This window comes from Candidatus Accumulibacter necessarius (assembly GCF_036625085.1).
Window position 1 is genome coordinate 636,893 of sequence record NZ_JAZKUM010000002.1, and the last position, 14,440, is coordinate 651,332.

At 62.0% G+C, this 14,440-nt stretch carries 12 protein-coding genes and 2 pseudogenes; 11 read left to right on the forward strand and 3 right to left on the reverse strand.

The window, feature by feature from the left end; translation table 11 throughout:
- Positions 1 to 1,521 precede the first annotated feature (1,521 nt).
- The 8 genes and pseudogenes from V5B44_RS07280 (at position 1,522) to V5B44_RS07320 (ending at position 7,805) form a co-directional block, all read left to right on the forward strand.
- The gene (locus tag V5B44_RS07280; RefSeq protein ID WP_332358420.1) at positions 1,522 to 2,232 is read left to right on the forward strand and encodes a response regulator transcription factor; all 711 of its coding nucleotides are present in this window, start codon (positions 1,522 to 1,524) and stop codon (positions 2,230 to 2,232) included.
- Entirely contained in the window at positions 2,229 to 3,875 is a 1,647-nt protein-coding gene (locus V5B44_RS07285; RefSeq protein ID WP_332358421.1) for a sensor histidine kinase, read from the forward strand. The genes V5B44_RS07280 and V5B44_RS07285 overlap by 4 nt, the downstream gene beginning before the upstream one ends.
- Before the next feature lie 248 nt (positions 3,876 to 4,123).
- A complete protein-coding gene (locus V5B44_RS07290; protein WP_332358422.1) occupies positions 4,124 to 4,327 on the forward strand; it encodes a hypothetical protein in 204 nt (67 codons plus the stop codon).
- A 221-nt stretch (positions 4,328 to 4,548) separates the two neighbouring features.
- Complete coding sequence (locus V5B44_RS07295; protein ID WP_332358423.1) at positions 4,549 to 4,821, forward strand: hypothetical protein; 273 nt, start codon at positions 4,549 to 4,551, stop codon at positions 4,819 to 4,821.
- Positions 4,822 to 5,469: 648 nt separating this feature from the next.
- Positions 5,470 to 5,646: a hypothetical protein gene (locus V5B44_RS07300; protein WP_332358424.1), complete on the forward strand. Its 177-nt coding sequence runs from the start codon at positions 5,470 to 5,472 to the stop codon at positions 5,644 to 5,646.
- Between the two features lie 336 nt (positions 5,647 to 5,982).
- Positions 5,983 to 6,411, forward strand: a complete 429-nt coding sequence (locus V5B44_RS07305) for a hypothetical protein (protein WP_332358425.1) — start codon at positions 5,983 to 5,985, stop codon at positions 6,409 to 6,411.
- Positions 6,408 to 7,152 (forward strand): annotated as a pseudogene (gene istB, locus V5B44_RS07310) (IS21-like element helper ATPase IstB). Before V5B44_RS07305 ends, istB (V5B44_RS07310) begins: the two are co-directional and overlap by 4 nt.
- Positions 7,153 to 7,499: 347 nt before the next feature.
- Positions 7,500 to 7,805, forward strand: a complete 306-nt coding sequence (locus V5B44_RS07320; protein WP_332358426.1) for a hypothetical protein — start codon at positions 7,500 to 7,502, stop codon at positions 7,803 to 7,805.
- 1,650 nt (positions 7,806 to 9,455) lie between these two features.
- On the opposite strand, the gene V5B44_RS07325 is transcribed toward V5B44_RS07320, so the two are convergent.
- From V5B44_RS07325 to V5B44_RS07330, 3 genes are all read right to left on the reverse strand, one after another.
- A complete protein-coding gene (locus V5B44_RS07325) occupies positions 9,456 to 9,755 on the reverse strand; it encodes a hypothetical protein (RefSeq protein ID WP_332358427.1) in 300 nt (99 codons plus the stop codon).
- A gap of 695 nt (positions 9,756 to 10,450) precedes the next feature.
- A complete protein-coding gene (locus V5B44_RS26595) occupies positions 10,451 to 10,699 on the reverse strand; it encodes a DUF6794 domain-containing protein (RefSeq protein WP_434735421.1) in 249 nt (82 codons plus the stop codon).
- Positions 10,663 to 10,830, reverse strand: a complete 168-nt coding sequence (locus tag V5B44_RS07330; protein WP_332358428.1) for a hypothetical protein — start codon at positions 10,828 to 10,830, stop codon at positions 10,663 to 10,665. The genes V5B44_RS26595 and V5B44_RS07330 overlap by 37 nt, the downstream gene beginning before the upstream one ends.
- Positions 10,831 to 11,716: 886 nt before the next feature.
- Here V5B44_RS07330 and istA point away from each other — a divergent pair.
- From istA to V5B44_RS07345, 3 genes and pseudogenes are all read left to right on the forward strand, one after another.
- The gene (istA, locus tag V5B44_RS07335) at positions 11,717 to 13,216 is read left to right on the forward strand and encodes an IS21 family transposase (RefSeq protein ID WP_332358429.1); all 1,500 of its coding nucleotides are present in this window, start codon (positions 11,717 to 11,719) and stop codon (positions 13,214 to 13,216) included.
- Positions 13,206 to 13,959, forward strand: a pseudogene (gene istB / locus V5B44_RS07340) (IS21-like element helper ATPase IstB). Before istA ends, istB (V5B44_RS07340) begins: the two are co-directional and overlap by 11 nt.
- Positions 13,956 to 14,168 (forward strand): hypothetical protein, encoded by a 213-nt coding sequence (locus V5B44_RS07345; protein ID WP_332358430.1) that lies wholly within the window; start codon positions 13,956 to 13,958, stop codon positions 14,166 to 14,168. Before istB (V5B44_RS07340) ends, V5B44_RS07345 begins: the two are co-directional and overlap by 4 nt.
- Positions 14,169 to 14,440 lie beyond the last annotated feature (272 nt).

Here is a 14,440-nt window from a genome sequence, read left to right on the forward strand (position 1 = left end):
GCTGCACTGATTATTGCACAGCGCCCAGAGAGGGAGGCGAACGGGCTGGCGGGCCAGCTTCGACCGGTTTGACGGTGAGCGAGAAATATTCATACATGGTCTCTATAGCGTGCTGAGCATCTTCTTCTAGCACAGATTTGGGATGCATTTTCCGGACACGAGAACGCGTGCTCATATTTTGTGAATGGGCATCATGCTTGCGATGAGCAAACGGGTTCCGAATCTGTCGAAGATCGTCAGTTGCAGCGAGTAATTTAACAGGAAATAGTCCTGCCTTTCTGGCAGTCTCGGTTGCCTTGGCAAGTGTCTCGCGGGGCCCAATAATGGCTAGAGCTTCGAGTTCCTCGACTAGAGTTTGCTCAATGAATGCGGTAGCTGTTAGCAGGACAGCTATGTAGTTCCCATTGACGTAGCAAACCCGCGCTTCCTCAAGGAGATTTAACAATTCAAGACGACAAGAAATGATTTATGACTGCTGCTTAAACCGTGAAAGCCACACGAGTTTGTTCGCTCGCTCGCTTCGACTCTCCGCGTCGCTGTGTACGAGCGCGACTAACGACCGGTCTATTAAAACGTCAGTGGCCTCAATCAGCGGAACCGCCTAGCTTTGTTATCAGGAGCCGGTTTGCTGCATAACTCCGGCACCGGCTCCTTAAGTCGTTATCCCTGAAACCGACTCTTCCAAATATCTCACGCTGTATGTTTAGTACTCTTGAAATACAAAAAGCGCGAAAAACAGCACTTCGCAAAGTAGGCGAATAGGATACACTCAGATCACTTCAATGACTACTTTGGTCAAACTTCTTCAGCGTCCGTTCCTGACCGGATGCCGACGGACCCCATCGCGCACACACCGGCCGCTCCTGCTTCAAAGCTGCCGATCGCGCAAGAGTAGCACTCCTGAGTAACGAACGGCGGCTTTCGCCTTGTCGGTGGTTGCGATGAATGGCCGCTTTCAGACGCCCCCACCGGCGGCTATGGGTCGGAAGCGGACCCACACGCTGAAGAACTTGCTGCTGCCGTTTCGAATGAAGTGATCGGGGCAGACGATCCGACGCCGACTAGCAATTAGCAAAACGGGAAACACGCTTCGCTTCATCGCTTGTCCCGCGCGGAGAGTGGACAAGGCGTTGCAGACGCCCAAGCGTCGCCAGCATCTCCGCGATGTAGTGCGCCTGGTGACGATACTGATTAGCCTCTCTGTCGACTTCGATCACAAGTCCACCAGCCGATCCGACATGCTCGGCTCCCTTCAGCTGACGACCTTCCGGTTCCGGATCCCCGCCCTCGTTGCCAATAGCCGGAAACCCGATCGGCCTACCCATTGCCCACGGAGCCCATCGTGCCGGAGATGCCGAGGAAGATTCAATGCCGACGCGGGGTCTGTTTGTTCACGCGCCGTGAGTATTTCTTCCGACGTGTGTACGTTTGCTCACAGGTGTGAACAAAGACTCACACGGCGTGAGTGTTTGCTCCGGAGAAATCGGGGATACTTGCGTCAAGCAGTCCTGGAGAGCGCCCATGTTCCAAGTCGCGATCATCGAAGACGATCCGCCCACCAGCCATCAACTCAAGCAATGGATCCTCTCGGCCAAGCCGGGAATCACCGTCGAGCAGTGGTTCTCCCGCGACGACGCCGAAGCGGCCATAGCTCGCGAGGACTACGACCTGGTGGTGCTCGATATCGAACTCGGTCGCGAGCGCCACGCCGGCGTCGCGATCATCAACGCCATCAACAAGAGCGCCCGCGGCACGCCGGTGCTGGTCGTCTCGGCGATGCCGGCGACGATCTACCGCAGCATCATGAAGGCGCTCGATGCCTGGGATTACCTGCAGAAAACCACCTTCTCCGAGGCCGACTTCACCGACACCTTCCTGGAGATCCTGCGCACCGCGGGTGATCGCAGTCCCGGCAAACCCTGCCTGCCAGTCGGCGAAGAACTTTCCCTCGACCCGCTGCGCCAGGGTGCCCCCCGGTGGCGCGGCCAGCGGGTCAATCTGCCGCTCACCGCACAACGCATCCTCGCCACCCTCTACGAGAAGCGCGGCCAGGTGGTCTCCTACGACGAACTCTTCCAGGTCGTCAAGAGCGGTCGCAACCGGGACAACATCCGCAAGCACATCAGCACCATTCGTGACGCCTTCCGCGAACTCGATGAAGCCTTCGACGGCATCGAGAACATCCCCATGCGCGGCTTCCGCTGGTCGGATCGGTCGGCCCGCCACCAATGAAAGCCGCGCTGGCCTGGCTGGCGTCCTTCCGCCTGCGCATCGTCTTCCGCACGTCGTTCCTGTTCCTCGCCCTGGCCGTAGTGGCAATGGCCGTCACCGTCCTGCAGGAGGAGAAGCAGCGCAGTTACGACCACTATCAGGAAAGCTTCGCCAAGACCAAGGAACAGATCGTTGCCCGCCTGCGTCACCCGTCGGGGCAACTCGCGCTGCTCAACCCGCCCCGCGCTGGCGGGGTGACGCCTTTGCGGCCGATGATCCTGCCCTTCTCCAGTCTCGATTTCGATCACCTGTACGACGTTCGCCACGCCGTGGAAATGGCGGGCTGCCTGGTCCACTACCGGAACCACGGCAGCCTGTGCGTCGCCATCGGCCACAGTCTCTGGTCGGCCGGCTTCGTCTATCTGGCCGGCACCTTCGCCAGCGGAACGCTGGTCGCCCACCACATCAGCGACGTGACCCTCGACGACACTCACCGCGTGCAAGTGGAGGTGAGCCTGCAGGGCAAGACCTACCGCTTGCTGGCGCCTTTCGAACGCCTGGCTGGCGAAGACCGTCTGGAGGGCCGTGTGACCGCCTACCAGGAAGTGGACGACCCCGAAAACCCCGAGGCCTTCCAGGACCCCGCCCCGACGCCGGTGAAGGACTTCCGCGGCTGGCTATGGCAGGAAACCCTGTGCCTGGAGGCCCACCAGCCGAACTGCACGAAGAAATCCTTTTTCTCGCTCCGCCTGTCCCTCAACGCGCTTCGCGACGCCCTGGCCGAAGGCAGGAAAATCCAGTGGCCACCCCCCGATCTCGACCAGTTCCTGGTTCGCGTCCAGGTGCTGCCGCCCGGCAATGGCCCGGCCCTGTTCGACAGCAACGAGGAAGGCGCCATCCCGCCCTTTTCCCTCAACGACCTGGGCGCGCTCCTCCTTCCCGGCGAAACACTAACCCTTCGCAAGAAGGACGAGGGCCCCAGGAGCGACTGGGTGCGGCGCGGCGAGGAGGAGGCGCCGACACCAACGTCGCCGCGACTCACCCGCCTGATTCACTGGCTGCCGGTGCATGGCTACGACGCCCCGCTCGAACTCGTCGACGAAGTGGTGACCCCGCTGGGCAGTTTCCAGGTTCTGCTCAGGGGCGACATCGGCAGCGTCAATCAGACCCTGGGCGCCGTCGCCGGCCGCGTCTCCTGGTTCGTCGGCGCGATGCTGCTGGCCATCGGGTGCGCGTGGCTGGTCATTGAACTGGGGATCATCCATCCCATTGGCCGCCTCACCGAACGCGCCAAAGCCTTGTCCCGGACCGTACAGGCCGCCGACGGCCTGCGGATCGTTCGCCGCAGCAGCGGGCTATCCTGGATCGTGGAGACCTTGAGCCAACGGCAAATCTTCCGCCACCTGGTTCAGCGCATTCGATCCGGCGAGGCCGCCCGCAGCGCGCCCGGTGGCACGCTGGAGCATTTCGACCTGGCCGACCTGCGCGGCCGCGACGAGTTGGGCATCCTGGCCAACTGCCTCGATGATCTCCTGCAGCGGGTGAAGGAGGACGCCGTGCGGGAAAGGATCCGGGCCGAACAGGAGAAGGAACTGTGGCACGCCGTCGGTCACGAGATCATGTCGCCGCTGCAATCCCTGCTGGTGCTGTCGCCGCCGACCTGAAAGTGGTCTGAACCTGACGATTTGAATCTGGTGAAGAAGCGCCCTGTTGCCGTGCATCTTCTTCCTGCTTTTCTTATCGCCGCTGTCGCTTCTTCCGCTCCCTCCGTCTTCTTCGGTTTTCTTCGTTATTGCTTGGCAACGCCGCACCATAGCCGGGATGAATTCCTGTCGCGAGGTTCGGGATGGGTCGAGAAGCGGAGCGTAAGTGCCTGAATTGCGGTAAGTCGTTCAAACCGGACGCGCGGAACGTGCGGCACCAGCAGTATTGCTCGGCCACCTTGTGCCAAGGGGCGAGCAAGCGGGCCAGCCAGGCGCGTTGGCTGGCCAAAGCCGAGAATCGGGGCTATTTCATGGGCGCGCAAGCCGTCGCCCGGGTACAGGTGTGGCGTGCGGCACACCCGGGCTACAGCCGGCGAGGGCCGACGGGGGAGCAACCCGCCCCCGAGCTCTGAAGCGTTACAAGAAGTCTTGCCGGCCCAACCCTCTGAATCCTCGATGATTTCTTGTAACGCCCCGGAACCCGTCACAGCACCGTTACAAGATGTCTTGAGCCGGCAACCGACTGTAATCATTGGGCTTATTGCCCATTTGTGGGATAGCCCGTTGCAAGAGGACATCGCGGCGATCCTCCATCGTCTGCTACAACTAGGCGAGGATATCGAAGGAGGACGCCATGAACATTCGCAAACGCTTGCTGGTTCCGGAACGTCGGCGGGAGTTGCCGGCACATTTCAGCTGGCTCGACCACCGGCTGGTGCAGGAGCATCACATCGAGCGGGCTGAGGTCAGCGCCTGGGCGCTGTATCTCTTCCTGGTCACTGTCGGTGATGCCGACGGCCTGAGCTACTACTCGGACGCCGCACTGGCGCGACGGCTGGGCCTGGATCTTTCGCGTCTGGTGCGCGCGCGCAAGGCGCTGCTTGGGACTCGACCTGATCGCGTTTGAGCCGCCGCTGGTTCAGGTCCTGAGCCTGGAAACGCCGGTGCCGATCGCTGACCGCTTCGCGCATCTGCGGGCGGTACTGCAGGGATCGACGGGAGCGCAGCCATGATCGATTACGCCACCTGGTGTGCCATCCGCGACGGTGCGGCCCGTCATCTCACCCCCGCGCAACTGGCCCGAGGAACTGGGTCTCGATATCAAGACTGTCCCGGCGCTGGATCGACCGGCCGTATGCCCCTCGGCAAACCGCCAGACGTGCAAGTCAGCTCGATCCGTTCAAGGGCCGCATCGTGCGCTGGCTGGAAGCGCACCCCTTATCCGCCCAGCAGGTCTTTCAGCGCTTGGGCGAGGAAGGGTTCGCCGGCGGGATCAGCATCGTCAAGGGACTACGTGCGCCTGGTTCGCCCCGCGTCCACGCGAAGCGTTTCTGACGCTCTCCTTCGCCCCCGGCGAATGTGCACAAGCCGATTGGGGGCGAGTTCGGCACCTTGGCAGTGGGTTCGGCCCAGCGTCGCCTGTCGTTCTTTGTCATGGTCCTCGCCTATAGCCGACAGTTGTACGTCGAGTTCAGCCTGGCGCAGACGATGGAGTTCTTCCTCGGGGCGCAGATCAATGCCTTCAACGCCTTTGGCGGTGTCCCCGAAGAAAGTGATGATCGACAACCTGCGCTGCGGGGTTGTGCAGCACCGGCGCGGCGAGCCGCCGGTGTTCAACCCGCGCTATCTGGATTTCGCCCGCCACTACGGCTTCGAGATCGTTGCCTGCAATGTTTGCCGAGGCAATGAGAAGGGGCGTGCCGAACGCGGCGTGGGGGTACGTCAAGCATAATTTCCTGCAAGGCCGCGAACTGCCCGAGTTCGCGGCGCTCAACTCGGGCGGCGGCGCTGTGGCTGGAGACGGTGGCGAATGTGCGCGTGCATGGGGGAGACGCATCGCCGTCCGGTCGATCTGTGGACCGAGGAACGCGCCTTCCTGCAGGCGGTGAATCCGCGTCCCCTTTGATGTCGGAAGGGTGATGACGGCGCGCGCCGATCGCCAGTTCCGGGTGACCTTCGAGGGCAATCGTTATTCGGTGCCGGGCGCGCTTTGCCGGTTGTCCCGTGGTGCTCAAGGCGTATCCGGATCGACTCTGCGTTTATCGCGAGGAGCAGTTGATCGCACGGCATGCCCGCTGCTTCGATCGCCATCAGGGAGCAGGCGGACCCGGATCATGCCAAGCCCCTGCTTGCGCAGCGCCGACATGCGCGGGCGCAACACGCGCTGACGCGCTTTCTGGCGCTATCCGCCGAAGCCAGGGCGTATCACGCCGGTTTGCTCGAACGGCGGGCTCATGCCGACGCGCACGTGCAGAAGATTCTGGCGCTGCTCGAGATCCACGGGGAAGCACCGGTGCTGCGGGCAATCGCCGATGCGCTGGCTTTCCAGGCGTTTAGCAGCGAGTACATCGCGCACCTGGTCGAGGCTCGCCAGCGCCAGTTGCCGGAAGCGAGCCCACTGCACTTGACACGCCGGCAGGACTTGCTGGACCTTGAATTGCCACCGCCCGACTTGTCGCGCTATCCGGTCCCGCCGCTCGATGGAAGTCCCTCATGAAATCCGAGATCCTGCTGGAGCAGGGCCTGGCGCGCCTGCAGTTGCCGTTCTTCGCCAAACATCATGCCGCGATCAGTAGCGAGGCGGCGCAGGCAGCCTGGAGCCATGCCCGCTTTCTGGAAACGTTGGTCGTCGGGGAAGTCGCTCGTCGCGATGAGGCGCTGATCCAGCGCCGGGTGAAGGCGGCTCGCTTGCCGGGGATCAAGACGCTCGATCAGTTCGACTGGAGTTTCCCGCACAAGATCAACCGCGCCCAGATTCAGCACCTCTTTCGCTTGGGCTTCCTGAAGGAACACACCAATGTGATCCTGCTCGGCGGCGTCGGTGTCGGCAAAACGCATCTGGCAACCGCCCTGGCGCACACGGCGTGCCTGCATGGCCAGACGACGCTGTTTACCAGCGCGGTCGATATCGTCAATTCGCTGGCCGCCGTTCAACTCGCGGGGGGCATCAAGCGCGAGATGGCGCGGCTCGCGAAGCCTTCTCTCCTCGTCATCGACGAACTGGGCTACCTGCCAATCGACAAGTTCGGTGCCGATGCGCTCTTTCAGGTGATCAGTCAACGCTATGAGCGAGGCTCCATGGTCTTGACTACGAATCGAGCCTTCAAGTCCTGGCCGGAGATCTTCAATAACGACAGCTCGCTGACCTCCGCTCCTCCTCGATCGCCTCCTCCATCACGCCGAAACCGTCGTCATCGAGGGGCCGAGCTATCGGATGCGTGAGCCGCTCGAACACTGAAACCCGCCAGCTGCCCGGCTTGCGGTCTCCAGGCATCCGGGCATCAAGGCTCCCAGGCCTCCAGGCATCCGGGCATCAAGGCTCCCAGGCCTCCGTGTAGCCCGCCCACCCGGATGTCTCCTCCCGCGTCGTCACCAGTTCGCCCTAATCACCCCCCCTCCACCAATACAACCGCAGCCGCTTTCGTATCGTCAGTTTCGCACCACTTTCACGCCGGCGGCGACAGGTGCTGCATGGCGACCCGGAAGACCCCAGTCATCGCTACATCAGCCGCATGCAGCAGGCCGTGCGTGTCCTCTACGGCAGCGCCAGCCCGAGCGAGGCCTTCCAGTCGACGGCCGTTTCAGGTGCAGGCCATCGATCTCGCCGAGTTCCTGCCGAATGTCGCCGAGCACGCCGGGATTGCCGACGTACGCTGCGCCCTGGTCGATGGCCCGGTGCCGGTGCACGCCGACGAGTATCCCCTGGAGGACGTCTTCTCCCATGTGCTGAAGAACGCCGATCGCTATCGCCGCCCGGGGACGCCGATCACCCTCGTCCTGGAGACCACCGAAAGGACCGCGACCATCACCCTTCGAGCGCGTGCTGTCGCTGCTGATCGTTCCCAAGTTCTATCCGCGCTGGGCGCTCGATGGGGAAGAGGGCGAGGATGACACCTACGACCGGTTCATCGGGGGCGGGCGGTAGGTGGTGGGGAAGTGGCATAGGTTAACCCCCATTCCCGGAATGGCGAGTGCCGACTGAATTGCCTGTGTGGGATCATTTATCTTGCTGATTGTGCCCCTCAATTGCCAGAACAAGGTTTACCTCCCCCAGTCGATCGTCAAACTTTTGAAGAACACCATTCTGGCTTCCGCCCCCACTGAATCATTTCGCGTATGAGATATAGGGAGGATGTCCGGCTTGACTTGCAGTTTTCCCTTAACCACGAAAAGCGCTTTTCAAGACTTAAGATCCACTCAAACTGACTGAAGGTATCCGAAGGATAGCCGTATAGTGCATGCTTGCCGTTCCATTCGTACGAGATAAAGTATTCAGGAAAAAGCTCTTATGTCTGGCATGAGGACCTCCTCCTTTAGCCACCACGCTCGCGTTCAGGGGGCCGGCTCGGGCTCTATGAGGTAGCTCCCTTGGAAGGGTGGTTATCCGTTGACTATAGCGTCGACGAGCTGTCGATATACGCCCGCCGGTAGATTCGATTCCGTGAAATAGGTGCTCTGTGGATTGTTTAGTGTGAAGACCTTGTTGTTTAAGCGGTCCTGGAGTTCTGGGATAGCTGCTAGCCAGAGCCGAACGTTGCGAGTTACGATGAAAAGCGCGCCACGCTCGATGCCAGAGCGAACCAATGAAAACGTATATGTCTGGGATGGGAGCCCTGATGCACCCATGGAGAACCGTCGGGATCGGTATGGGAAAAACTCAATGGAGCAGATCCTATTGGCGAGCAGTGGTCCCGAGCCTACATCGTTGGCTAATTGTCGCAGACGAGGTGTCCACCAGGCGTCCGGCCGGCTCACGCCAAGATGCTCCCGATCCTCGTTTTTGATGCTTGCAAGGTTTCTCTCTGCGCGCTCTCGGTCAGTTTGCGGTAGAGCCTCGCTCTTCGAATAACTCGGATTCAACTGAAGCACGATGACTGGTGCACTGATCGGACCGAGCCGTGGCTCAGGGGTTTGATCGAGGTTGATCCAGTAATCGCTCGCAGTCTTGGCCAGAGCACGGTTGAAGGCGCAGACATAGGCTTTGTCCTGAGGCAAGACATATGGTGGCCTGTCCGGGAGTGCTAACCATGGATTCGTCACAACAAACTTACCCATTCAAAACAAATAGCCGTTGGCTTGAAGCACCTCGACGGGGGGAATGATGGATTGTAAAGGGGGGGTCGCCCAAAGGCAAACGCTACGCTTGGCAAGCAGCCGCACGTCGGATCGGCACTCGCCGATGGGCAAGAACGCCGGTAAGCCGATGGGCCCTAGCGCTCCCATAGACGTCAGTTGTCCCTCTTTAGGGCGCCGTTGCGGGGTTCTGCCAGCCCGAGACCGCGCCTCGTCTACACATCAGCAAGAGCAGTACCGCAGGAACACGGTACCCCACCAGCGGAAGCGCTCAGACATGGCAGGCCCGCGGCAGTGATGGTGCCAGCCCCTAACAGGCAGTAACGACACTCACGGCGTCCCCTGTAGACAGCGCGCCACAGGGATTGCCGTAACCGCCGCCTCCGCCACGGCGATCCATATCAGCCGCAAGTGGTGCTTCTCGCCCGGCGTTCGCTGATCTGTCCATGACCTCATCCTTTGCCCCCGCTACCGGTACGCATCCCCCTCGATCCGCTCCACCGCCGAATTCCGGAACATGCCGATGATACCCTCGGCGACGTCCTCGCACAGATCCTCCGGCAAGCCCAGCGCCTCGCGCAGCCGGTGCATCGCTGTGAAGTGCCGCGCCAGCGAGCGCTCGAGCTGCTCCGGGTCTACGGACGTTACGCCTGGCACCACCTCGATGGTGTCGCACAGGCAGCTCTCCGGCAGCTTGACCGACTCGTCGTGTCCGCGCCGGCGCGAAAATGGTTGAAAGCGGCCGGTTAATTCTTGGACGCGTACCATTAAACCTGAGGAGAAAGAAAAGCTCTGCATATTCCGTTCGTTACGCCTCTAGAGCATCCTGGGCAGCTGATCTTCTCTGCGGCTCCACCGGATGTTCCACGGCGCCGAGAAGAGCGCCGAAGAAGCGCCAAACTGCGAAGAGAGAGCCAGTTTTTCCAATTTTGCATAATCGAATGAAGTCCAGTTTCACGTCGTCAGTCTTGATACAGTTCCCAAAGGGTCGCGATAAGAGATTTTGACTTTGGGTCCGACTTTCCGGAGTGGTAGATAATAGACTCCAACGAGTCTTTATGGGGCGGATATCTTGGCCACATTGAACCTTTGAACATCCAGTCCATAAAAGCGAACTTCCAGTGTCTTCGGGGAGTGGGCTTCGGTTTTCGAAACTTAACATACTCGATAGCATTAATAAGGACCCAATCAGACACGGTTTCTTTGGGCATGTCCTCAATGATATCAGCGAGGACACGTAACGCTTCATACACTTCGCCTTCAGACCTGATCTCAACCCAGAGCCAATGCATATAATTACCAGAGACATGAGAGAAATCTTCCATAGGATCACGCTCGTAGGGACAAGCACAAAGAGCCTTTGCCTTATTAATGACATACGTTTGGGAATAATTCATCTTGGAAGTTTCTGGGAAAAGTCGGAATTCAATAAGCGCTCGACGCCACGCCCGGTCTACAACGGTCTAGGGGAGCTTGTCAGTGAAGGATCGTTCGTGGCCGACAGTCCCCCCACTCAATGCACTTTCGGCACCAGCTCCCGCACTCGCCGCCACACTGCCGCCCATCGACGCGTCATTCGCATCTGCACCGCCTGCCGCCTCCAGCAGCGCCCCGTTCCCCTTCCACAGCCCCGGGTTGTTCCGAATCCACGCTCCCGACCCGAAGTGTAGTCCGATCAGCTCGGACTTCGCCATGGCCGCGATCGTCGCCATTTGTCCTCGTCCGACAGCGTCGCGATCACCACGCCGACCGCCTCGTCGATCATCGCCGGCCACCGCTTCGGCTCCATCAGCGTTCGCCCTTCCGCCACTCCCACGGCGGCACCGGATGACCATCTGCCCATAGCCCGGTCTGCTTGGTCTTCGCTGTTAACGGTGTCGCTTTTCCGTAGAAATCTGGCGTCGACGGCCTGACGAGGTGAGAAAGCCAGTCGGTTTGCTTTCGCTTTTGACTTTCAGCCAAGCATGAATATGCCGGTTTTCCGGTTTGCCGCCGGCCAGGCTCCCGGCGGACGGGTTGCGCAGCAAACCGTCGTCTGGCAAGCGAAGCGCGGCAGGAATGGGCGACCAGGATCAGTGAGCGCCGTCGGCTATCGACTCACGGGGTTTGAACGGGAAGTGATCTGCGGCCCGGCATGACCCGCGTGGCAGTAGCGTTCGCGTGGCCGATGCGGTAGAAAGCCGGGCGGCCGGTGGAAAGGCAGGCGCGACACCGGTCCCAACCGCGAAGCCAGACCCGATGCCGCGCCCCGTAGCCTCCACAGCGGCGACGTTGCCTGCCTAGTATTTCACGAAGCGCACCTCGCCGTCAGATTCCCATTGGCCGGGACGGCCAATGGATCTCCCTGGAAGACGTTACCTGTGCGCCGCTTGCCGCACGGCGGTGCTCATTTGCAGCCACTGTGATCGTGGCCAGCGCTACTGCACCGCGCACTGTGCCGACCAGGCACGCCGACAGGCCCGGGTGCTTCGGGTCGCCGCTATCAAGACAGCCGGCGCGGCCGTCACGCCCACGCCGAACGCCAGCGCCGTTACCGGGCCCGGCAGCAGAAAGTGACGCATCAGGGTTCCCCACCCAGGGTCGCCCTGATCAACTCCCCTTTGAACCGACGTTGCCGGTCGCACCCCTGCCAGGGCACTGCTGTCGTTGTCATCGTCCCTTGCCGGACGGGGTGCGCCAGGACTTTCTGCAGCGTCGGATTCGCCGTCACCCACCCGACCGGAGAAGACATGGCTCTCAGCCCCGAGATTGAAGCGCAGATCCTGCGTTATTACCACGCCGAACGCTGGCGTATCGGCACCATCGCGACCCAACTGCACGTGCATCGCGACAGCGTCGCCCGCGTGCTCGCCCAAGCCGGCTTGCCGGCACTCGGGCCCGTTCGCCGTCCGTCGGCGATCGATCCCTACCTGCCGTTCATCCTCGATACCTTGACGCAGTTTCCGCGCCTACGCGCCTCCCGCGTGTACGACATGGTCAAGGGTCGCGGGTATCCGGGACGCCCGGATCACTTCCGGCACCTGATCGCCCGCCACCGACCGCGCCCGAAAGCCGAAGCTTATCTGCGCCTGCGCACCCTGCCGGGCGAACAGATGCAGGTCGACTGGGGTCACTTCGGCCACCTGGAAATCGGTCGGGCACGCCGGCCGTTGATGGCCTTCGTCGCTGTCCTCTCCTGGTCGCGGCAGATCTTCCTGCGCTTCTATCTCGGCGCCTACATGGAGAATTTCCTGCGTGGCCATGTCGGCGCGCTGACCGCCTGGGGCGGCTGCCCGCGGGTCGCCCTGTACGACAATCTCAAGAGCGCGGTCCTTGAGCGCCAGGGCTCGGTCATCCGCTTTCATCCGACACTGCTGGCCCTGGCGGGTCACTACCGCTTCGAGCCGCGCCCCGTGGCGGTGGCGCGGGGGAATGAGAAGGGCCGCGTCGAGCGGGCCGTGCGTTTTATCCGCGATGCCTTCTTCGCCGGCCGCCGCTTCACGGATGTGGACGATTTGAATGCCCAGGCCGACGCCTGGGTCAGCGGGCCTGCCGGGGAGCGGCGCTGCCCGGAGGACGAGGCGCTGACGGTGCATGAGGCTTTCGAGCAGGAGCGAACACGCCTGCTGACGCTACCGGGGAACGCCTTCCCGACCGACGAGGTCAAGGCCGTCTGCGCCGGCAAGACGCCGTACGTGCGCTTCGACCTGAATGACTACTCGATCCCGCATACCTGCGTGGCGCGCACGCTGAGCGTCGCTGCCAGCCTGGATCAGGTACGCATCCTCGATGGCCAGACCGTGGTCGCGACGCATCGGCGCAGTTATGACCGCCGGCAACAGATCGAAGTCCCCGAACACATCGCGACCCTGGTCGCGCATAAGCATCAAGCCGCCGCGCATCGCGGCACCGATCATCTGGTGCAGGCGGTGCCGACGAGCCGCGAGCTGCTGACGCAAGCGGTCGAACGGGGCGAACCGCTGGGACGCACGGTGCGCGCGCTGACTGAGCTGCTGGAAGCTTACGGCGTGGCCGAACTGACGGCGGCGATTGCCGACGCCCTGGGGCGCGGCGTGCCGCATCCGAATGCGGTTCGCCTGGCCCTGGAGAAGCGCCGGCAGGCGAAGGCGGAACCGCCGCCGTTGGCGGTGCCTTTGCCGGAGCATGTGAAGCGGCGGGATGTCCCGGTGCGCCCGCACAAGCTCGATGACTACGATCAGTTGATGGGAGGTTCGCCGGATGACGAATGATGCCCGCCGCCAACGGGCGGCCGCTTTGCAGTTGCACGGCCTCCTCGCGCATTGGGCCGAGTGTGCCGAGCAGCCCTGGCTGGATCCTTTGCTGTCCTGGGAAGAAAGCGAACGTGCCCGCCGCTCGCTCGAACGGCGGCTGCGCTGCGCCCATATCGGGCGCTTCAAGCCGCTGGCCGATTTCGACTGGGCCTGGCCGCAGCAGTGTGATCAGCGGGCGATCGCCGAACTGATGACGCTGGACTTCCTGCCGGCGGCGACCAACGTCCTCCTGGTCGGCAGCAGCGGCCTGGGCAAGACGATGATCGCTCAGAACATTGCGCATCAGGCAATCCTGGAGGGGCACACGGTGTTGTTTGCGACCGCCGGGCAGCTGCTCGGTGATCTGGCCGGCCTGGACAGTGACTCGGCGCTGCGCTACCGCTTGCGTCGCTATGCGGCGCCTGATTTACTGGTCATCGACGAGGTCGGCTATCTCTCTTACTCGAACCGCCACGCGGACTTGCTCTTCGAGCTGATCAACCGGCGTCACGAGAAGAAGAGCACCTTGATCACGACCAACAAATCATTCTCCGAATGGCCGGAGGTCTTTCCCAACGCCGAGCTGCGTGGTGGCGATGATCGACCGCCTGGTCCATCACGCCGAGATACTCGCCATCAAGGGGGAGTCCTACCGGCGCAAGGAGGCCCAGGAACAGGCCGCCGCCAGATCCAGGAAGCGCTCGGCGAAGGCGGCGACGTGAAGCTCTATCATCAACCGTCCGGCCTGCATGACGGTCTCGACTTGCTCATCGATTCTCGCTGGTCGCCGGATCAGGCGCTGGCGGTCATCGATTTGCTTGATGATCTGCGCGATCGGATCTGGGCGCACTACGAGGTCGCTCTGCAGGCCAAGTTCCGCGAGGATCGCGTGACACGCCGCGATGTCCGGACTACCGATCCGCCGTTCTAACCAACTCAACACCATCAAGACTCAGGGGCCCGCCGGGCCCCTGTTTCGTTCACGTCACACCGCTCACGTCGCCGCCAAATTGAAATCACCGACCATCCTTGCGGCCGCCATCGTCCGCACCCGCTCGTCGCAGGCCGCCAAAACAGAGAGAAGTTGGCCTTGGCTTCCTGCCCGACCAGCGCGTTCATACAACCCCCTATCAACAGGAGAAGTTGTGATGAACGAAAAACAAGCATCCGTCGCCGCGCGGATTGCCGAACTGGCCTGCCTGC